Below are 20347 nucleotides of genomic sequence, written 5' to 3' on the forward strand. Positions count from 1 at the left end.
GCGCGTACCGCACGCGAACGGCCATGGTCAGAGCAATGCCTCCGGCGGGGGATCGGCCGGCACCGGGATGGAGGGGGCGCCGTTCCCGACTGCGGGCCCGTGGTGGCGTGCGCGGGGTGCTCCCATCCCGACCACCGTCGACCCAGGCAGAGCCGAGCAGACGCGGCCCATGGCGTCCAGGTCGTTCGTACAGTGGCGCGCTCCACCTGGACGCCATGAACCACGCCCGCTCCACAGACGTGTGGGTCGACGGCGGACGGGATGGGAGCTAGGGAGGGCGGTGGGCGAGCCACTCCGAATGGAAAACCCGAGCACTCGATCGTCACCGGATGGCTGGACCGATAGGGAGAGTCGGGGCAGCCAGCGACAACGCAGCCATGGAGTCCTCCTTCAGCCTGCTGCACAAGAACGTCCCCGACCGCCGGAGCTGGACCACCCACGTGGGAACTGTAGATCGTGATCTGGATCGAGCGGACCTACCACCGCCGCCACAGACAAGCCGCACTCGGCCGGCCAACCCCCGTCAAATTCGAGACGATCATGACCCACGGGCCCTCAAGGCCGCGTGACCGAACGCGCCACTCAACCCGGCAGCAGACCCGGTAGACCCGCTGAACGACGCCGCCCCTGGCCGGCGGGCGTGGATGCCGATGCGGGTGGGGCGGGGACTGGCCGCGGCTCCGAGCCGGCGGGCCTGAGTTTTTCCTTTCTGTCGGTCGTCTCTGACAGCATGAGTGCGGACGCGAGAGCGGGCGGAGGCATCGGCTGGAGGTCTCGACCTCGCATTCGCACGTAGGTTTGATATCGCAGCAAAACGGAGGAAGTATGCGCTACAGCCCCGGCACCTACTCAACACGGCGCCCCTCCGACCGGAGGGCTGTCTGATGGCGGCTCGGACCAAGGAAGCCCAGCGCGCCGAGCTCCACAAGATCATCTGGCGTATCGCCAACGACCTACGCGGCAGCATCGACGGCTGGGACTTCAAGAGTTACGTCCTCGGCATCCTGTTCTACCGCTTCATCTCCGAGAATCTCACCGCCTACCTCAACCGCCTGGAGCGCGAGGCCGATAACGCTGACTTCGACTACGTGAAGCTCAGCGACAAGGACGCGGAGTTCGGTCGCAAGGACACGGTCGACGAGAAGGGCTTCTACATCCTGCCCAGCGAACTCTTCGTCAACGTCCGCAAGCGCGCTGCCATCGACGAGAACCTGAACGAGACGCTGGCCAGAGTCTTCAAGAACATCGAAGGCTCGGCCCTCGGCTCCGATAGCGAAGACGACCTCAAGGGCTTGTTCGACGACCTAGACGTCAACAGCGCCAAGCTCGGCAACACTGTCCCGAGGCGCAACGAGAAGCTTGTCAAGCTGCTGAACGCCATTGGCGATCTTGACCTTGGCAGCGAGTTCACTGATCACACCATCGATGCTTTCGGTGACGCCTACGAGTACCTGATGACGATGTACGCCTCCAGCGCGGGCAAGTCGGGCGGGGAGTTCTTCACGCCGCAGGAGGTTTCCGAGCTGCTCGCGCGAATCACGGTTGTAGGCAAGACGGCCGTCAACAAGGTGTACGACCCCGCCTGCGGCTCGGGCTCGCTGCTGCTGAAGTTCGCCAAGGTGCTCGGTAAGGACAACGTTCGCCAGGGCTTCTACGGCCAGGAGATCAACCTGACCACCTATAACCTGGCGCGCATCAACATGTTCTTGCACGACGTGAACTACGAGAAGTTCGACATCGAGCACGGCGACACACTGCTCGAGCCCGCGCACTGGGACGACGAGCCCTTTGAAGCGATCGTCTCTAACCCACCGTACTCAATCAACTGGGAAGGCGACGCCAACCCGCTGCTAATCAACGATCCGCGCTACTCGCCGGCGGGGGTACTCGCTCCAAAGTCGAAGGCTGACCTAGCCTTCACGATGCACATGCTCAGCTGGCTTGCGGTGAACGGCACAGCCGCGATCGTCGAATTCCCAGGTGCGCTGTACCGCAGTGGGGCAGAAAAGAAGATCCGCCAGTACCTGATCGACAATAACTATGTCGATACTGTTATTCAGCTGCCGCCCGACCTGTTCTTCGGAACAACCATTGCAACGTGCATCCTCGTCCTCAAAAAGTCTAAGAAGGACAGCTCAGTGCTGTTCATCGATGCCTCCTCCGAGTTCACCCGTTTGGGCAACAAGAACAAGCTTACGGGGGACCATCAGCAAAAGATCCTAGGCGCCTTCACTGCGCGAGTGGACGTTGACCATTTTGCGAAGCTCGCCTCGCATGGCGACATCAAGGCGAACGACTACAACCTCTCCGTCTCGTCGTTCGTTGAGAGCCAGGACACCCGTGAGGCCGTCGACATCACGGAGCTCAACACCGAGATCGCCCAGATCGTCACGCGCCAACAGGAACTACGGGAGCAGATCGACGCCATCGTGACCGACCTGGAGGGCTCACAGTGAGCCGCATCGATGACCTCATCGTGGAGCTCTGTCCGAACGGTGTAGAGCACAAGGCTCTCGGTGAGGTAGGAGAGTTCGCCCGGGGCAACGGTTTGCAGAAGTCCGACCTCACGGACGTAGGTACGCCTGCCATCCACTACGGCCAGATCCACACCTACTACGGGACATGGGCCGAGTTCACGAAGTCATTTACTGATCCGCTACTCGCCGCTCGGCTGCGCCGCGCAGCGCCGGGCGATCTCGTCATCGCCACCACGAGCGAGGACGACGAGGCGGTCGCCAAGGCCACCGCTTGGCTTGGCGAAGGGGAGGTCGCAGTTAGCGGGGATGCCTACATCTACCGCCACACGCTCGACCCAAAGTACGTCGCATATTTCTTCCAGTCACAGCAGTTCCAAGACCAGAAGAAGCGCGGGATCACAGGGGCAAAGGTGCGCCGTGTCTCCGGCGACCATCTTGCAAAGATAAGGATTCCCGTTCCGCCGTCGGAGATTCAGGTAGAGATCGTATCGATTCTTGACAAGATGAGCTATCTACAAGCTGATCTTGAAGCAGAGCTTGAATTGCGCTCCCGCCAGTACGCGCATTACCGCGATTCCCTCTTGACATTCGTTGAAGACGAGGAGGTCCGCTGGACTCAGATGGGTGACGTTACGACGATCGTTCGCGGCGCTTCGCCGCGACCGATTCAGGCATTCCTCACCGACGACGCGGCTGGCGTGCCATGGATCAAGATCGGCGACGTTCCACCAGGCGGAAAGTACATCACTGGAACCGCTGAGCGCGTCACACAGGCCGGGGCCGAGAAGTCGCGCATGGTTCATCCGGGCGACTTTGTGCTATCGAACTCGATGAGCTTCGGCCGCCCATACATCTCCAAGATCAAAGGGGCAATTCACGACGGCTGGCTTGCGATCAGTGGATTCGAGGACTCTTACCTGCCTGACTTCCTCTACCACCTGTTGCGATCGACACCGCTCCAGGCCGACTTCAAGAGGCGCGCTGGATCGAGCACCGTGTCGAACCTCAACGCGGGCATCGTTAGGTCGGTACTAGTCCCGGTGCCCTCGCTAGAGGTGCAAGAGCGAATCGTCGGCATCCTCGACAAGTTCGACGCTCTGGTGAACGTGCACCTTCCTGCTGAGCTCAAGGCACGACAAACGCAGTACGAGTACTATCTCGACAAGCTCCTCGCGTTTAAGGAGGCGGTGGCGTGAGCGAGTCATCGGCCGTTCACTACGAGCCCATCGCCGTCTCGTCGGAGAGCACGGTCGTGGCGGAGTTTTTGCCAGACGGGGTGAGCGACTCGGCGTATCAGTCCGAGGCTGACCTGGAGCGGGAGTTCATCAAACTCCTGCAGGGTCAAGCATACGAGTACCTCTCTATCACGACCGAAGCGCAGCTCATCGCGAATCTGCGCACCCAACTCGAAGCCCTGAACGGGATCAAGTTCTCCGAGGCCGAATGGGAACAGTTCTTCTCCGAAAAGATCGTTGGGGCGAATGACGGAATCGTTGAGAAGACGGTTCGCCTCCAGGAGGACCACGTTCAGGTCCTGAAGCGTGACGACGACTCAACGAAGAACGTTCACCTCATTGATAAGACGAACGTCCACAACAATCGGCTTCAGGTGATCAACCAGTACGAGATCGGCCAGGGCGAGGGCGGCGCTCGGCGCTCCAACCGCTACGACGTGACCGTGCTTGTCAACGGCCTGCCGCTGGTGCACATCGAGCTCAAGCGCCGTGGGGTGGACATCCGGGAAGCGTTCAACCAGATAGACCGCTACCAGCGGGACAGCTTTTGGGCCGGCTCTGGGCTGTTCGAGTACGTGCAACTCTTCGTGATCAGCAACGGCACGTTGACGAAGTACTATTCCAACACGACCCGCCGTCAGCACCTGTATGAGCAAGCCTCGGCGAAGAAGACAAAGAAGACCTCCAACTCGTTCGAGTTCACCTCGTGGTGGGCTGATGCGCAGAACAAGCCGATCCAGGACCTAACCGGGTTCACTAAGACTTTCTTCGCCAAGCACTCGCTGCTCAACGTCCTGACGCGCTACTGCGTCCTGACCGCTGACCGGCTCCTACTGGTGATGCGGCCCTATCAGATCGTCGCCACCGAGCGCGTCATCCAACGGATCAATATCGCCACCAACTACAAGCAGCTCGGCTCACTCGCGGCTGGCGGCTACGTGTGGCATACGACCGGATCTGGCAAGACGCTCACCTCATTCAAGACCGCACAGCTCGCCTCACGATTGCCGAGCGTCAACAAGGTCTTGTTCGTGGTCGACCGCAAAGACCTCGACTACCAGACCATGCGCGAGTACGACCGCTTCGAGAAAGGCGCCGCCAACTCCAACACCTCAACCGCGGTGCTAAAGAAGCAGCTCGAAGATCCGGACGCGCAGATCATTATTACTACGATCCAGAAGCTCTCTACCTTCATCAACGGCAATAAAGGTCACGCAATCTACGACGGCCATGTCGTGTTGATCTTCGATGAGTGTCACCGCTCTCAGTTCGGCGACATGCATACTGCGATCACCAAGTCGTTCAAGCGGTACAACATCTTCGGATTCACTGGCACTCCGATCTTCGCCGTTAACTCCGGGACGGGCGGCAACCCAAAACTGCGCACCACGCCCCAAGCATTCGGCTGCTACCAGCACGGCGACCCAATGAAATGCTCGCCGGCGAATCACCAGATGGCGATCCACACCTACACGATCGTGGATGCCATCAACGATAAGAACGTCTTGCCGTTCCGAATCGACTACGTCAACACAATCAAGCTCCCCAAGGGGGTGAGCGACAAGCAGGTCTCAGCGATCGACACCGAGCGGGCATTGCTCGCACCCGAGCGCCTGAGCCAGGTGGTCCGCTACACGCTGGAACACTTCGACCAGAAGACGAAACGAACCCAGGGATACGACTATTCCGTCGTGGCTAACGTTGCTGAGGTTGTGGGCGGTCGCACCAAGGTTGCCGAGCTCAAGCAGGCAAGCCGGCTCAAAGGCTTCAACGCTATCTTCGCCACCGCATCGATCGACGCTGCCAAGCGATACTACCTGGAGTTCACGCGCCAACAGGACGAGCTGACCCCTGACCGCCGACTCAAGGTCGCCACGATCTTCTCCTACGCCGCCAACGAGGACGCGGGAGACGACTACTTGGATGAGGAAGGCTTCGAGACCAGCTCCCTCGACCAGTCGTCCCGGGACTTCCTTGATGAGGCCATCAAGGACTACAACGCACTCTTCGGCACCAGCTACGACACCAGCAGCGACAAGTTCCAGAATTACTATAAAGATCTGTCGCTGCGGCTAAAGAATCGCCAACTCGATCTGGTCATCGTCGTCAACATGTTCCTGACCGGTTTCGACGCCACCACGATGAACACGCTGTTCGTCGACAAGCGCCTGGTCAACCACGGCCTCCTCCAAGCGTACTCGCGCACCAACCGCATCCTGAACTCAGTCAAGACCTACGGCAACATTGTCTCCTTCCGCGACCTCGAAGAAGAGACCAACGACGCCATCGCACTGTTCGGCAACAAGGATGCCCGCGGCATCGTGCTCCTGAAGCCGTACGCTGAGTACTACGCCGAGTACGCCGACAGGGCGAACGAGCTTCTGTCCAGGTTCCCGCTCGGCCGTCCGATCGTCGGGGAGGCGGCCCAGAAGGAGTTCATCGCCCTCCTCGGCGCGATCCTTCGGCTGCAGAACATCTTGACCTCGTTCGATGACTTCGCAGGCAACGAAGTCCTCAGCGCACGCCAGATGCAGGACTACCGCAGCATCTACCTCAATCTCTATGCCGAGTTCCGTAAGGAGCGGCAGGGCGAGAAGGAGTCGATCAACGACGACGTCGTCTTCGAGATCGAGTTGATCAAGCAGGTTGAGATAAATGTCGACTACATTCTCATGCTCGTCAGCAAGTGGCGCGAAGTGTGCGGCAACGGCGCGGATAAGGAGATGAGCGCCCTCATGGATATCCAGCGCTCGGTTGATTCCAGCCCGACCCTGCGCAACAAGAAGGACCTCGTCATGGACTTCGTCGACCGCGTCTCCACTTCGGGCGAGATCGACGAGGAGTGGCGCACCTACATCGACGCACAGAGGACGGCGGAACTCGACGCCATCATCGCCGAGGAGAACCTCAAGCCTGACGAGACTAAGGCTTTCATCAAACGCGCATTCCACGACGGCGCCATCCCGACAACCGGCACCGCGGTCACAAAGATCCTTCCGCCGACATCACGGTTCTTGGCAGATGGTGGCCACGGCGAGAAGAAGCAGCGCGTCCTGACCCTCCTAAGAGCGTTTTTTGAGCGCTTCTCCGGGCTCTTGCCCGGTGGTAGAGAGTAGTGCGCCGTGGCCAGCGCGGATTAGCGGATTCAGAGTGCCGTGGATGCACTCTCGTCGAGCAGCGCTGCGCTGGCCCACTCGGTCTCGATCCGCAAGGCTCAGGGTCTCGGTCTACAAGGCTGACACACCGCGCCACCCGCGAACACGTCACCCCGGAGACGGAGCGCGCGGTCCTAGCTAGCTTCCGGCAGGCCACGTAGCCTCATGGCCGCTGCCTTATTCCCCGCCCGGCCTCAGCCCTCCACAGGATCTCCCGCTCGAGCTCGAGTTCCTTTACCCGCGCCCGCAGCTGCCGGTTCCCCTTCTCCATCGCGGTGGCCTCCACCGCCCCGAGCCGGGCGGCCCACTCGGCATCCCGCACCCACGTACCGAGCGTCTCGTGGTTAACGCCCAGGTTTTGGCCACCGACGCGTATGACCCACTCGGGCTCGATCGGTACAGAGCGACAGCATCGGCCCGGAGCCGAAACGAGTACTTCGACGTCCCCAACGGGCGTACCTTGCTCCTCTCCGACTGCCCCCAGACCTACAGGTCCGACTGCCCCCAGACCTACAGGGTGGATTCCTTTGTCCGGCAGATCATGACCTCGTAGTGAGCCTTCAGGCTCCAATGAGCTGAGCAGGCCTGCCGTTTAACAGCTCTAGGGCATGAATGAGCGTTTTCAGAGTGGCCACTGGTCGGGTGACGGTGCGGTGTGAGGTCGGGGTGCGCAACGGACAGGGCTCCCGTGCCGTTGAGGGAGGTGTTCGAAGTCTCAACTCAGCAGCACAGGAGCCCTGTTGGTTCCCCATCCTGCCGCACTCGACCTCCCGCATGCCCTGGTCGAGTGGGTCACGATGCTCATCGTCACCCGTGAGGGTGACCGGCGGTGCAAACTCCCGCCGCACCGCCGTGCGCTGGTCGCACTCGTGTACCTGCGCCGCCACGACACCCTCGCCCGTATCGCCACAGGCTTCGGGATATCCGTCCGTACCGCCCACGCCTACGTCACCGCGGTCACCGCTCTGCTCGCCGAGCAGGCGCCGGGCCTGCTGAAGACGCTGCGCACGCACGACCCGGACTTCGTCCTCCTGGACGGCACGCTCGCCGAGTGCGACCGCGTCGGCGACGGCAGGGCCGACTACTCCTCGAAGCACAAGCGGCATGGGGTGAACGTGCAGGTCGTCACGGACCCGGCTGGCGAGATCCTGTGGCTGTCGCCGGCACTGCCGGGCCGGACCCACGATCTGACGGCCGCCCGCACCCACAAGATCCTCCGGATCTGCGCGCGCCAAGGCGTCCCGATCCTCGCCGACATGGCCTACATCGGTGCGGGCGACTGGGTCACCACCGCCAAGCGCCGCCCGCCCAAAGGCGAACTCACCCTCACCGAGCGGACCAAGAACCGGGCCCTGTCCGCGGCCCGGGCACCTGTCGAACGAGGCATCGCACGGCTGAAGTCCTGGCAGATCTTCCGCAGATCCCGCATCAGCCCCAACCGCATGAGCGTCATCACCAAAGCTGTCCTCACCCTGGAGAGGCAACGCTGAAAACGCTCAATGACCCGCCGCCAACCTTCCAGGAGCGGGCTTCGAGGTGAGCTCGTCTAACGCCTGACCGACTCGCTCTCCACCGAGGTCGCCAAACATCCCGAGGCTGGCTAGCGAATCGAACTGGTCCAGTTGCTCGCAGAGTTTCCCTCAGCTTGCCCTAACGCGCTAGGCTCAGAAGTGTCAGTTTTGCAAGCCTGAGGAGCTGCAATGAGCGTGATCATTCGCATCAACATCCCCGGCGCCACCGTGGAGACCAGGACCGTAGGCAGTGACGTACACATCGAGGTCACTCAGATCGGAGAGGTAGACAGTCCCGCAACACAGACGACACCAGGGGGGCTAGCACCCATGATCAAGTCTGGCGATCTAGAGGCGGGCGAGACTCTCTTCTGGTTCCGCCCTCGGCTCGGCCTCCGCCACGAGGCCACAGTCCTGCCTAACGGATGGCTGTCGTTTGAAGGTAAGCCGTATCGAACTCCGTCGGGAGCAGCAGTAGCTGCCGCTGGGTCGCAGGCGGACGGCTGGACGGCATGGAGGCGAGAACGCGATGGCATGATCATCGGTTCTCTCCGCAAGACACGCTAGCCCAACCGTCGATGACGCCATCTGAGTATCGGGCGCCATTCGGTTTCGCAATACACCAAGCACCCTCGGGGCCTCCATCACGGATGCATAACGACAGAGTGAAGTAGGCGGCATACATCACCAAATTGCGCGAGCTCGAGTCTTGTTTGAGCTTGAGGTGAACTCAACTCCCATTTTAGTTAGTTAGCCTAAGCAGCGCCTTAATGGCTTCAACTTTGCCCACTTTCAAAATTGGCGGGAAGGGAAAACCGATGCGTAAAAGCTGCTTTCGAATCATTGGCGAGGCACTACGGACAGGCGACGGGACACTGCGCCTCGCATTTCTGATGATCACGGGTGTCACGTGCGCTGCCATGCTGGTTGCCGTGTGGGCCGCTGCGAGGCTTACCGGATTGATCTAGACCCTGTCGGCCACGTCTGATTGGCAACCTTCACGGACCTGGGCGAGCCCTGGGACAACTCCGCCGTTCCGCCGTTCATCTGGAGCAGCGGGGCACTTGGGTACAAGCTCCAGCAGACGCTGGACTATCCGTGGACTGATCTCGGTCTTCTGACCCCTTCCGAGGCCCTGACCAGCACTTCCTCAGCGACCCGAAGGGCCCTCCGGAGCCGTGTGCGCAGGTTCGAATCCTGCCGGGGGCACCTTGTATGAGGTGCCCAAAGACCCCGCCACCAGCGCGAATGCTGGGGACGGGGTCTTCGCGTATGTGCAGGCGGATGCCGTCGAAAGCAGCCGTTTGCCAGTGATCACGTAATGACGGCGTAATGATCTTGGTGGGCTTTCCCGCAGGTCAGCAGCCATTCCCGGGGCCCTGAGCGTAGCCCTGCGGCCTATACGTGGACTGACGAACGGGAGCCCCGAACCTCTCCGGTCCGGGGCTCCCGTTCATCGGTCATGCCGTTGTGTCAGTCCGGGGCGTCCTCCTCCCCCAGCCCTTGCATGATCCGGTCGTTCATCTCCTGCTCCTGGCCGTCGATGCACTTGGCGTAGATCTTGAGCAGGACGTCGACGGAGTGCCCTGCGCGGGCGGCGACCTCCGGGGCCGGCACACCGGAGTTGAGCCACTGAGAGACTCCCGCGTGCCGGAGGTCGTACGGCCGGAAGGCCAGGACCGACGACACCTGATGCGGCATGAGCGCCAGTTCCCGAGCCTGCTTCCATGCCCGCGAGTACGACGAGGCCGCGATCACGTTGCCCCGCTCGCTGGAGAACAGCCGACCGTCCTCCGCCGTACCGAACTCCTTCAGATGCTCGCGGAGCAGCCGAACCAGCGGAGGCGGAATCGGCACGATGCGCACCTCTCCTTCGGCTCGCTGCTTCAGACCACGCCGGTCGTGCGCCTCACCGGAGTCGGTCCACACCTTCCCGGCCGTGGGACGGGTCTCCGCCAGCTCGATGCGACCCCAGCCCTGTGCCGGAAGCGTGCAGTCGGAGCGGCGAAGCCCGAGTGCTTCCCCCGGTCGCATGGCCGCGTAGTAGAGGCACGCGAAGAAGCCCCGCAGGCGCCGGCCGCTGGCCCGCTCATAGCCACCCACGTAGGTGAGCGCGGTCAGCAGCTCCCGTGCCTGCCGCGGGTTGACCACCACCCGGCGGTCGACTTCCTGCACCGCCCGCTTGCCTCTCTTACGCCGGACACGGCTCAGGGGGTTGGAGGTGAGGTGCTCCAGCTCCACCGCGAATTCCAGTGCGTTGAAGACGACCGCGCGCCGGCGCCGGTAGGTCTGAGTGGCCGCGGGCTTGCCGTCCAGCCTCCGACCCAACCCGTCGATCAGCTCATGCACACGGGTGATCTCTTGCAGCTCCCCCACCGGAAGCGAAGCCCGCTCGATCCACCGCACGGCAGAGGCGATCTCCTCCGACCGCTCCCGCTCTCTGCGAGGTACCGGAAGAACGTACGAGCGCAGCGCCCGCCGCAGCACCTCCGAAGCGGGTCGCCCCCGCCCAGGCTTGACCAGGACGGGAACGACTGTCGCCAAGGCATCCGTCATGCTGTCCCGCTGCTTCGCGGACGCCTCCGCCCACCGCGCATCCACGTACTTGAGCGCCAGGTCGAGGAACGACAGCGACGCCTTTCCGCCCCGAAGCGAGTCCGGCAGACCAGTCACGGTGTCGAACGGTTCACCCTTGTCAGCGGCACGGAGGAGCTTGGCGCGGAAGCGGTCCGCCAGCGCCTTCGTCTTGTGCGACTCGTGGAACGGCTCACCGTCCACGGACCACCGGACGAGGTACGTCGGCTTCTTCGCAGAGCGGTTGATGCTGAGCTTCCAGATGACGACCTTGTACGACTTCACGACGCCGCCCCCTCCGCCCGCTCCTCCAACCAGTCGTTGAGCACGTCACGCCGGACCCGCAGCTCGCCGTTCGGCAGCCGGATGCAGGCCGGGGCGAGGCGCAGTTCGCGCCAGCGGTAGAAGGTGCGTCGGGAGATTCCGCCCAGTTCGTCGAGCACCTGGCGCACGGTGAGCAGCTCGGCCGCCTTCGTACGGGTGTCACGCGCCATGGGAAGCACCGCCCTCCCGCACCGAGGCGGCCAGGAGCGCGGCTTCCGGCGAGTAGCCACGCCCCGCGTAGCGCCACCGGCCGACCGTGACCGTCGGGTGGCCGGCCAGGCCGAGGGAGGCTCGTTGCTGCTCCGCCCGGTGGTCCGTGCGGGCCTGCCGGAGGGCGGTCAGCGTGGTCGAATAGCGACGGGACTTGGTGGAGAAGTGGCCGCCGTATCCGAGCATGTGTGCCCAGCGGCGCATGCCGAGCGGCTCGAACTCCGGTAAGCCGCCGAGCCACCAGCACGTGGCAATCATGCGGAGCACGTGTGCGCGTACCGGAAGCATGACCATGTCTCGCGCGTGATGGATGCGGCCGTCCACCGCGCCAGCGGACTCCGCTCCCTTGGTGGCGTACTTGGCGATGTAGCCCGCCACTGTGGCCGGGGAAGCAAGCCGCTCCCCCGCGTCCCGCCGGTATGAGGTGACCGGGCGTACGTCGACCTGGGCGCCGAAGCGCAGCACCCGCGGACCGATGACGCCCGCGCCCGGAGCGTTCAGCCCCACTCGGCCGACCACGGCCCGCACGGAGTCGACCAGGAGCGGAACGGTCGCCCAGTAGGGCGGACGCGAGTCGGATCCGTCCGGACCGTCGAGGCGGATCACAGCATGGAAGTGGACCAAGCCCCGCCGCTGGTACTCGGCGACTTTCGCGTACGACAGTCGAGCGACGTCCCCGAACTCAGTACGGGACAGACCGGCTCGCCGTGCGACCTCCCGCCGCAGCTCTAGCCCGAACCGATGCCAGAGCCGCCCGGCGAACGCGTGCCAGAGGACGGCCCCGGCGTAGTCGTAGCAGCGCGGGCAGAGAGGTTCGCCGAGACGAGGGTCGTCCGCCGAGTGCCGGTCGCGGCATCCGACCGGAGTCCCGTGCGGGCAGTGGTCGCCTGCCCGACGAGGCCGGCAGGGCGGCACCCGTCCGTCACGCTCGCGGCGGGTGTGGACCGGGCCGAACCCGGGGGCGGTGAGCGTGGCGAACACCTGCGGGTGACCGCTCACCGTCTCCGGGACGTTCTTGCCGCCGACGAGACTGGCACGGACGAGTTGGTATGTGTCCGCCCGGTACAGGGCCGAGCAGGCCGGGCAGACCGTCGCGCGCCGGTTGCCGCACGCGGTGAGCAGGCGACCGCCGTAGACATCCGAGCCGTAGGAGAGCAGGGCGGCGCCGGTCGTCGTGTCGTAGACGGTGGCCGCGCCGACCAGGTGAATCGGGTTGGTGCAGCCGCCGAGGCGGACGATGTTCCGGCGCCAGGCCGCGAACTCCGGCTCCGACGCCCTGTCGACGAGAGCGGCGACGCTCTGCGGAAGGGCGGTGGTCATCGGTGACCACCCCCGTCGCCGAACGCCTGCCCCATCACGGCCGAGATCCCCTCCGGCCGAGTCTTGGCGCTGAAGCGGAGCGTCGGGTCCGTGAGCCAGACGGCGGCCGCGTGCGCGGGACACAGCCACTGCTCGGTTCCGTCGAGTTCGACGAGGACGATCTGTTCCCGTCCGGCGCAGGTCGAGACCTGCGTGTCGCGCTGCTTGAGGTCGCAGTCGAGTGGCGGGGATTTGCGCGAATGATGCGCGGTGGACAAAGTGTGAGTGCTCCTTTCACTGCTCATGTGGCGGATGGAGTGGGTTCCTGACGGGGTCGGGTTTGGCGACTTCGCGCCCCGTCGGGAGCCCGTCGTACGGGCGATCACTGCCGTTCCTCGGGAGGGATCCCGGCGACGCCGTACGAGATCGGTCCGAAGTCGCGGCGTGCATCGAAGTAGCCCTGGCCGATGTCTTCCGCCGGCACGCCGAGCGGAGCGGCGACGAACTCCACGCCGTCGAGACGAGCGGCGGAGTCGGAGGCGTCGACCAGGACGGTGACGGACGCGTGACGCGGTACGACGACGGCCGGGTTGGCGGTCAGGAAGTCGACCAGCTCCCGCAGACCGGCCAAGAACGCGGCGCGGTCACCGGAGCGGATGACGTAGTCGGACACAGGAAGTCCCCTTGTCGGGTCAGTGGTGAGGTGCTTCAGAAGCGGAGTTGGCCGAGGAAGCCGTTCACGCCGTCGAGGAGGGCCTGAACGAACGGCGCGGCGACGGTCCGGGCGAGCAGGAAGCCGAAGGTTCCGCAGAGCAGCGCGTCGGCCCACCTGAGGTACCGAATGCGCAGGAGGAACCAGATCAGCAGGCCGAGCAGCAGCACGGCGGACATGGACACCAGCACGGCAGTCCCCTCTCACAGCGCTTCGACGTGGAGTTCGGGCAGAACGGGAGTCAGGTGCGCGTACTCGGCGGCGACGGCTTCCGCCTCCGCTTCCGTGATCAGGTGAGACCGGGCGCGTTCCCAGCCGTCGCCGGAGGCGAGCACGGCCGTGCCGGCCTGTTCCGGGGTGATGGCCTGCGCCGCCTTCAGCGCGTCGGGGTTGAGATCGCCGAGCGCCATCTCTGCCGTACCGGGGTCGGCCACCCGGTGACACACCCGGCCGCCGAGCTGTGCCCGCAGTGCGGTGACACCGGGTCCGAGGTCAGAGCCGACGCGCTGGCCGGCCACGACGAGGAACACCCCGAGCGCCGCCCCGAGTTGGGCCAGTCGGATCAGCGCCGTACCAGCCGCATGCGCTTCGTCCTTCTCGCTCCGGCTCGCCACGAGGAAGAGTTCCGCGATCTCGTCGACGATCACGACGACGGGGACCGGCCGTTCCTTGTCAGGCAGGCCCCAGATGTTCCGGACGCGGGCCGCCCGGCACAGGGTCATCCGGTCGAGGGTCAGGTCGACGAGAGCAGCGAGCAGCCGGACCGCTTGCTCTCGGTTCGTCGCGAGGGCGGACAACCGCGGCTCGTAGAGGGACAGTTCCATGCCGCCCTTGCAGTCGATCCCGACCAAGGCGACGGACTGCGGGGCGAGGCCCGCCACGAGTGCGTTGATCAGGGTCGACTTGCCGGAGCGGGTGGCCCCGACGATCAGCCAGTGAGGGACGCGCCGCAGGTCGACCACCCACGCGGCCCCGGTCTCCAGGGCACCCACGGTCACCCGGAGCAGATGGCCGGGCCCTCGCTGCTTCGGCACCTGCGGATCGGCCAACGGGTCGGCCGCCGAGGCGACGATCCGGACGATCCCCGGCTTCCAGGAGGTCACCCGCACCGCGTGCACCTGCCAGTTCTCCGCCATGGCCGACGCAGCCTTGACGAAGTGCTCCGGCACCTGGCCCGGCAGCAGCCGCACGAGCAGTACGAAGCCGCCGGAGGTCGGGCGTATGAGCCCCCTCCGAGGCACTCGCGGCTGAGGCGGAGGTGCCCCCTTGCCGACGAGACCAGACACCACGGTCAGCGCCGGCCGACGACTCACGGCGAGCCCGCAGCCAGCCATCAGAGGCCGCCAGGTCTGCACGACCCGGAAGGCCACAGCCGGGAAGCCGCATAACAGCCACCAGGCAACGGGATAGCGGCGGCGCAGGGCCGGGCCCGCCAGAAGCAGACCCGACACCAGCACTGCGGCCACCACCAGAACCCAGCTCGGCCAGGTCGCACCGGCCGAAGTAGCGGAGGCCAGCTTCATCACTGCCCGGCCCCCTTACCCGCCGGGGTGGCGGGAGCGCTCAGGGGCCGGATCTCCGCAGCGCGGAACGCGATCCCGTGCCGCCCCTCGTTCTCCCACGGCGTGGCGACCAGGTCGCGCACGGCCACCGGCATACCGAGCTGCACACCGGCCGGCTCACCGGCCACGCTCACGTTCACGACGTCGGCCGACGTCCCTGCCATCAGGCAGAGGCCGACTTGATACACGGTCTTGCCCGTGTCGCGGTCAACGCGGAGCTGACCGGTCTCACGGTTAGCGACCCGCGGAGCCGGGGGAACGGCACAGATGATCCCCGTGAACTTCGCGGTGTCGATCGGAAGGCTTGCCACTGTTCGGATCTCCTCATCTCAGGCACCCGAAGGCTGGTCCTCCGGGCTGCTAGACCACCCGTAGTACGGGTGACACAGACAAGGTTGACCACCCGTAGTACGGGTTGTCAACCGCCTTCGTGTGGGAGAAGCTGTGTTCGTTCATGAACGAACGTGCCGTCCTTGAACGAACGAAACTGTGACCACGGCCGTGGAGGGCTCGCATGCCGCCGAAGAACACGCAGCCGAAGTACCGGCAGATTGCCGACTACCTGCGCGAAGGCATCCTGGACGGAACCTTCCCCGCCGGCCAACCGCTCCCGTCCGAGGAGGCGTTGGCGAAACAGTTCGGCGTGACGCGCCCCACAGTCCGTCAGGGGCTGAGCGAACTTCGGGCATCCGGTCTCGTCGAGGCCATCATGGGCCGCGGCACGTTCGCCCGCTCCCCTCACAACCGCCCCAGCCACACACGCCCGCGCGGCGTACGCCGGACCCCGGACGGCCGCTACGTCGAGGCAGACGGCATCCGCTGGACAGACGCCGAACCATCGGTAGCCACCCGCACCGACGCCCCGCTTGCCTTTGCGGACCTACTCCGGATCCCGCCGGGCGAGCCGATGTTCACGTACGACGCGTTGCAGACCGCGGACCACGGCCGCCTCCGCCAACTCCACAGGACGTACGTCCCGTTCTCTGTACTCATCGACACCAAGTACGAGGAGGAGGCGCCACCGCCGGCGCCGGAGCTCTACCCGGCGCTAGCCGACCTGGGCCACGAACTCCACTTCACGGAGTACGTCCGCACCCGCATGCCCCTCCCCGACCAGGCCCAAGCGCTACGCCTCGCCGACGGGGTCCCCCTGCTCCACATCCTCCGAGTGACCCTCAGCGAGTCAGACAAGCCCCTCGCCCTGGAGGAGTTCCACCTGCCAGGCGACGAGCTGGAGCTGTCGTTCAGGCTGTAGCGCACCCCGGTTGGCTCAGACTTTCTCTACGTCATCAAGTGCCCGCGCACGGCGCGGGCGCGCGCCGCCTCTGCGGCGCGGCCTGCCTCCTGTCTGCGCCCCGGCTGGCAGCGCCCGGCGGCGCGCTCGGCGGCTGCGGGCATGAAGTGGGAGACACCCTCTGTGGCTGGGGCGGTCGGCTCCACGGCTTTAGGCAGCCACTTTGGGGCGAGCCTCTAAGATCATGGCCCCAACGTCGTGCTTTACGGGCAGGTCCACTGACTGCCCGACTCGCCATCAGCTTACGGGGCCATGATCACTCGCCCCAAAGCAGCTCCAGCCCAAAGCCGCTCCGCCGACCTGACGGTGTCTTACTTACGGCGCTTTCGCGCTTTTTTCGGTGTCCGTGCTCGCCCACGATTTTTCTTCACATGAGGCGGGACCACTTGTGAGCCACCCCATCGCACAAGTGCAGCACACAGGACCCCCTCTTCTACCGCCTCCGTGAAGTTTCTGACCGGAATCCCAGGCCCAGTTTGCCCCGCATGGAGGTCAAACCCAAACCCGTAAAGAATCCGGACTCGCCCACTCGCATTGGCCGCACTTATCCAGGTCTGGGACAGCTTCTCCCGCGCGACAGCCCAGAGCCCGCCCTCACCGTCAACTAGCGTAATTTCATCACCGCTAGCCTTCAGGAGCCATCCAGGTGAATGGCTGAACATTTTGTTGCGTCGACGAGCATCGTGGAAACCAGCAGTGCAGATGGCGAGTACCTGCATCTCTATTTTTTCGCCAGTATCCTTCTGTACGGAGCCAACCATATAGCGCGGCTCAATGATCGCTACGGGGACACCATCCACCTCGGAAGTTCCGGCAAACGATCTCCCATCCCTCCCCAGAGCTGTAAGTAAACTCTCATACTCGGACGCAGTAATTAGTCGGCATCGCGCCTCCGTATCCGCGGCGGCCCGCATAACCTCTTTGGGGTCAGTAATGCGATTGGAGCCAACCGCTTTTATCCCTCGGCGCACCCGGGCTACTACGACTCCTGCCGCTAACACCCATGCGACATCAGACGCCTCCCCAGCATCAAGATCCTGCGGGTCTATACCGGAGAATTTTTCGTCAAACTTTTCTACTCCACCTTGGGCGTATGCGGCGAGAGACTCCAGCAGGAGATAACGGAGTTTTTCTACTTCTCGACTTATCCCGCTCTTCAAGTGTTCGATATCTACGACTGCCACGACTTCTGCCAACAGAGCAAGAGCATCAGCATCGTTGAACATTCCCCAGTGCATGGCGCAGTGAAGCCCCACGTTGTGAACCATGAGGAATGCCGATGAGTGATAAATTGTGTGCTTATCGAAGAGGGGTGCTAGCACTTGGAACTCTTTGATTGCCTGATTCCACTGCTGTTCAAGAACCAGCGCCTCAACAAGGAGTCTGCGCAGCTCAACTACGGGAGCCGCGACGACATTCTCTCGATTCGCTAGCTCTTCCTTGGCGAGAGTGATAGCTTCCGCGGCTCTTTGCTCGCCTATCAGCTTGCCCACTTCGAAAGCGACTGTGATACTGCGCGATGCCGACGTTTCAGGGAGTCGCTGCAATAGCTCAGAGAAGTCATCCGCTAGCTTTGAAATGCCGGACGCATCACGACCCATTTCAATTGCTTGCCGCAGAGTGAACGCGCACTCCGCGGCCAGGAAAGCGGCGCTGCTTTGATTCTCCTGGGCGAGCTGCCGGACGTAATCCAGCACTGGGCTCAGGTGGGCAATCGGTGAATCTTCCGGACGCTGCGCCAAGCTTGGGCTACTCAGAATAAGCGTTGCAAGCGCAATCCTTGTTTGTATTTCGAGGACTTCGTTCACATCAGCGATACCCTCAAGCCAGACTAGCTCCAAATTGAAGAGATCGAATGATAGTTTCTCATTGCCGCGTGAATGATGAAATGACGCCAGGTTTCCCAACAGGAGAGCCGTGTAGTTAGTCCTGATATTCAGTGATCTCGCATGATGTGCCAGTTCGCCGGCGTGAAGTGATAGTTCGTGAGCCCGGAGTCCAACCCCGTGGTCGAGCGCCTCGCGAAGCCATCGCTCAGTGTGAAACGCTGCTTGCGACAACAGGTCAGACAAAGGGGAATTTTCGCTGAAGATAGTCCGCAAGATCTCTTGGACGACCGAATTTAAGGTGACTGTGTCATCGGCTCTGATATTAGATTTTTCATTTAGACGTTCTAGCGGTGCATCGTATCGGACAAAAGATACTCGGGTTAGAAGCCTGATCACTTCCCGAACGGGTAGATCTGAATGGTGCTCATCAACTATGATGCTACCGCTATTCGTTTCCACCTCATCAGGGTGAACGAGAGCTGACACGGTTGCCAGGTGGACTGGGATTCGCTGCGAACCGAAGAAACAGGAAATTCCCACTATTTGGATGAGAGCATGCCAAATTCCCTCATCCTCGCGTCTCGCGAGCTCACCTATATGGCGCATGCTCAAGTGAATGGCTGCCACGAGCGTGCGTGGATAGCCGCGTGGAACCGAGAAGGAGTCACCAAGTGCGCGCCTCTTGAGGGAATCAAGATACTCGCCGACGTCGGCGAGCGGCATATTGCAGCTTTCGATATAGCCGCATGATAGCTCCAGCGCCAATGGCCAACATTCAAGAGCAAGCGCCAATGATTGGATTTGAGGATCTTTGCCGAGAGGTACGCCGAGGCGTTTACGTATTAGCGAAGTGGCCTCGTCGATACCCATGGAGCTGACGGAGATCTTGCGGTCGCTACTGCTCCAGGCGGCGCTGTCGGTCGAGGTAATTAGCGCGTCACCCCGACCAAGAGGTGGCAGCCAACCGTCAACTTCGTGGGGTCTCGCGTCGTCGAACACCACCAACCATCGCCCAGGTAGAGCAGCGAGCAGCGAGTGCACTCGTTCCCTAACGAGAGTCGTGTCCTCAACGGTGCCGGCTGTATCGGATCCCTGCGTTAGATGTGCAGCTACTTTGCGAAATGACATCACAAGGGACTCTTGGGATCCAGCCTCAATCCAAAGAATCAAGTCGTACTTATATGCATTCTGCGCCAAGTATGCTGACGCCAGACTCGATTTACCGATGCCTGACAGACCAGTCAGGACGCACGTCCGCAGGGCTTTTCCATCAGGCTGGTCGAAGAATGCTGATTCTATTTCTTGAATTAGAGAGGGGCGATTCACGTCTGGCACTGGAGCTACCGGCCCATATATAGCTCCCCAGTCTTGCCTGCCTAGCGCTTGAAGTAGCGCCTCGTCCTCAATCAGAGATTCCTGCCTGAAGTCAGTCAGGAGCCATGCGCTTGCATCCGATGCAGCTTTTTCGTGTATCTCATCCAGTAGATACCCAACGAGAAGTCCTGCCGACCTTTCCCCCATTCCTGCCCTATGGCGATTTCTGTATGCGCGCACGTGGTGATGAAGATCTTCTCTGATTTCTGCATCGGTGCGCGAGTCAAGAGTAATTCGGGCACGCTTTAGTCGTTGCAGCTCTTCGGGTGATAGCCCGTTCAACAGGGTGATGCTATTTTCGGATCTTGAAAGAATTCTCTCCAGTTCTTTGTGTAGATCGGGAATTGACTCTGAAGCTCGTAGAGTGTCTAGCAGAATAGAGCATTGACGATCAGGGGCCATGTTCGTGATCAACTCGTATCGCAGAGACTCGCCCGAGCGCACCAGCCGTATCAGCACCGAGAAGGATGAGTGAGCGCTAATCGTACGACCGGGAGTACCACTCTTGACTTGGGCTGCAACCAGGCACGCGCCTGAACTATCGATTAGATCAAAATCGACAACTTCCTTGTCGTCCGTCGAAGTTGAGTTGCGGCCTGGTCCCTCTATTCGGCAGAGATGAGCTTGATCGCTTGCTGCGATCATGGCTTCCAGGGTGCGCATGTACTGGAAACGAAACCCTCGCGCTGCAACCCGTCCGCCGTCCACTTTCGACCCCCGTCGCGTCCCATGCCCCTGTTGAAAGGCTACACATGGGTCGTATGGTCTGGCATCCCATCGGCGTCATTTGG

Annotated in this window: 16 protein-coding genes; 6 read left to right on the plus strand and 10 right to left on the minus strand. The window is 62.8% G+C overall.

The features are described from left to right. The first annotated feature begins 884 nt into the window (after positions 1–884). The 3 genes from AOQ37_RS06505 to AOQ37_RS06515 are packed head-to-tail and all read left to right on the plus strand — an operon-like array spanning position 885 to position 6828. Positions 885–2456: a type I restriction-modification system subunit M gene (locus AOQ37_RS06505; protein WP_062642098.1), complete on the plus strand. Its 1572-nt coding sequence runs from the start codon at positions 885–887 to the stop codon at positions 2454–2456. Further along, positions 2453–3673: a restriction endonuclease subunit S gene (locus AOQ37_RS06510; RefSeq protein ID WP_062642100.1), complete on the plus strand. Its 1221-nt coding sequence runs from the start codon at positions 2453–2455 to the stop codon at positions 3671–3673. The genes AOQ37_RS06505 and AOQ37_RS06510 overlap by 4 nt, the downstream gene beginning before the upstream one ends. After that, complete coding sequence (locus AOQ37_RS06515) at positions 3670–6828, plus strand: type I restriction endonuclease subunit R (protein WP_062642102.1); 3159 nt, start codon at positions 3670–3672, stop codon at positions 6826–6828. Before AOQ37_RS06510 ends, AOQ37_RS06515 begins: the two co-directional genes overlap by 4 nt. Positions 6829–7030: 202 nt before the next feature. Here the strand turns inward: AOQ37_RS06515 and AOQ37_RS42090 are convergent, their stop codons facing one another. Next, positions 7031–7438 (minus strand): transposase, encoded by a 408-nt coding sequence (locus tag AOQ37_RS42090; RefSeq protein WP_374701482.1) that lies wholly within the window; start codon positions 7436–7438, stop codon positions 7031–7033. A 169-nt stretch (positions 7439–7607) separates the two neighbouring features. Between AOQ37_RS42090 and AOQ37_RS06525 the strand changes: the two genes are divergently transcribed. Next, positions 7608–8357, plus strand: coding sequence for an IS5/IS1182 family transposase (locus AOQ37_RS06525; protein ID WP_062642105.1), 750 nt, complete (start codon positions 7608–7610; stop codon positions 8355–8357). Between the two features lie 210 nt (positions 8358–8567). Next, positions 8568–8945 carry a restriction system modified-DNA reader domain-containing protein gene (locus AOQ37_RS42095; protein ID WP_159401306.1) on the plus strand — a complete coding sequence of 126 codons (378 nt, stop codon included), beginning with the start codon at positions 8568–8570 and terminating at the stop codon, positions 8943–8945. A gap of 906 nt (positions 8946–9851) precedes the next feature. Here the strand turns inward: AOQ37_RS42095 and AOQ37_RS06530 are convergent. The 8 genes from AOQ37_RS06530 to AOQ37_RS06565 all read right to left on the minus strand — a co-directional run bounded on the left by AOQ37_RS06530 (position 9852) and on the right by AOQ37_RS06565 (position 15370). After that, a complete protein-coding gene (locus tag AOQ37_RS06530; RefSeq protein ID WP_062642106.1) occupies positions 9852–11237 on the minus strand; it encodes a tyrosine-type recombinase/integrase in 1386 nt (461 codons plus the stop codon). Beyond that, positions 11234–11446 (minus strand): helix-turn-helix transcriptional regulator, encoded by a 213-nt coding sequence (locus tag AOQ37_RS06535; protein ID WP_020131201.1) that lies wholly within the window; start codon positions 11444–11446, stop codon positions 11234–11236. The genes AOQ37_RS06530 and AOQ37_RS06535 overlap by 4 nt, the downstream gene beginning before the upstream one ends. Continuing rightward, positions 11436–12806: a replication initiator gene (locus AOQ37_RS06540; RefSeq protein ID WP_062642109.1), complete on the minus strand. Its 1371-nt coding sequence runs from the start codon at positions 12804–12806 to the stop codon at positions 11436–11438. The genes AOQ37_RS06535 and AOQ37_RS06540 overlap by 11 nt, the downstream gene beginning before the upstream one ends. Continuing rightward, positions 12803–13063 carry a hypothetical protein gene (locus AOQ37_RS06545; protein ID WP_062642112.1) on the minus strand — a complete coding sequence of 87 codons (261 nt, stop codon included), beginning with the start codon at positions 13061–13063 and terminating at the stop codon, positions 12803–12805. The genes AOQ37_RS06540 and AOQ37_RS06545 overlap by 4 nt, the downstream gene beginning before the upstream one ends. Before the next feature lie 104 nt (positions 13064–13167). After that, complete coding sequence (locus AOQ37_RS06550; protein ID WP_062642114.1) at positions 13168–13458, minus strand: hypothetical protein; 291 nt, start codon at positions 13456–13458, stop codon at positions 13168–13170. Positions 13459–13493: 35 nt separating this feature from the next. Continuing rightward, positions 13494–13688 (minus strand): hypothetical protein, encoded by a 195-nt coding sequence (locus tag AOQ37_RS06555; protein WP_062642117.1) that lies wholly within the window; start codon positions 13686–13688, stop codon positions 13494–13496. 12 nt (positions 13689–13700) lie between these two features. Continuing rightward, positions 13701–15020, minus strand: coding sequence for an FtsK/SpoIIIE domain-containing protein (locus AOQ37_RS06560; RefSeq protein ID WP_062642119.1), 1320 nt, complete (start codon positions 15018–15020; stop codon positions 13701–13703). Next, complete coding sequence (locus tag AOQ37_RS06565) at positions 15020–15370, minus strand: SCO3933 family regulatory protein (RefSeq protein ID WP_062642121.1); 351 nt, start codon at positions 15368–15370, stop codon at positions 15020–15022. Before AOQ37_RS06565 ends, AOQ37_RS06560 begins: the two co-directional genes overlap by 1 nt. A 203-nt stretch (positions 15371–15573) precedes the next feature. Between AOQ37_RS06565 and AOQ37_RS06570 the strand changes: the two genes are divergently transcribed. Next, positions 15574–16314 (plus strand): GntR family transcriptional regulator, encoded by a 741-nt coding sequence (locus tag AOQ37_RS06570; RefSeq protein ID WP_062642123.1) that lies wholly within the window; start codon positions 15574–15576, stop codon positions 16312–16314. 350 nt (positions 16315–16664) lie between these two features. Here AOQ37_RS06570 and AOQ37_RS39645 read toward each other — a convergent pair whose 3' ends face one another. Then, entirely contained in the window at positions 16665–20219 is a 3555-nt protein-coding gene (locus AOQ37_RS39645; RefSeq protein ID WP_107085133.1) for an NB-ARC domain-containing protein, read from the minus strand. Between the last annotated feature and the right edge of the window lie 128 nt (positions 20220–20347).

This window comes from Streptomyces maremycinicus (assembly GCF_001184025.1).
Lineage (GTDB): Bacteria > Actinomycetota > Actinomycetes > Streptomycetales > Streptomycetaceae > Streptomyces > Streptomyces maremycinicus.

What these genes read in the sequence shown, in the direction of transcription:
- AOQ37_RS06505 (WP_062642098.1), top strand. Translation starts at nt 885, where the DNA reads ATGGCGGCTCGGACCAAGGAAGCCCAGCGCGCCGAGCTCCACAAGATC.
- AOQ37_RS42095 (WP_159401306.1), top strand. Translation starts at nt 8,568, where the DNA reads ATGAGCGTGATCATTCGCATCAACATCCCCGGCGCCACCGTGGAGACC.
- AOQ37_RS06535 (WP_020131201.1), bottom strand. Translation starts at nt 11,446, where the DNA reads ATGGCGCGTGACACCCGTACGAAGGCGGCCGAGCTGCTCACCGTGCGC.
- AOQ37_RS06540 (WP_062642109.1), bottom strand. Translation starts at nt 12,806, where the DNA reads ATGACCACCGCCCTTCCGCAGAGCGTCGCCGCTCTCGTCGACAGGGCG.
- AOQ37_RS06560 (WP_062642119.1), bottom strand. Translation starts at nt 15,020, where the DNA reads ATGAAGCTGGCCTCCGCTACTTCGGCCGGTGCGACCTGGCCGAGCTGG.
- AOQ37_RS06570 (WP_062642123.1), top strand. Translation starts at nt 15,574, where the DNA reads ATGCCGCCGAAGAACACGCAGCCGAAGTACCGGCAGATTGCCGACTAC.
- AOQ37_RS39645 (WP_107085133.1), bottom strand. Translation starts at nt 20,219, where the DNA reads ATGCGCACCCTGGAAGCCATGATCGCAGCAAGCGATCAAGCTCATCTC.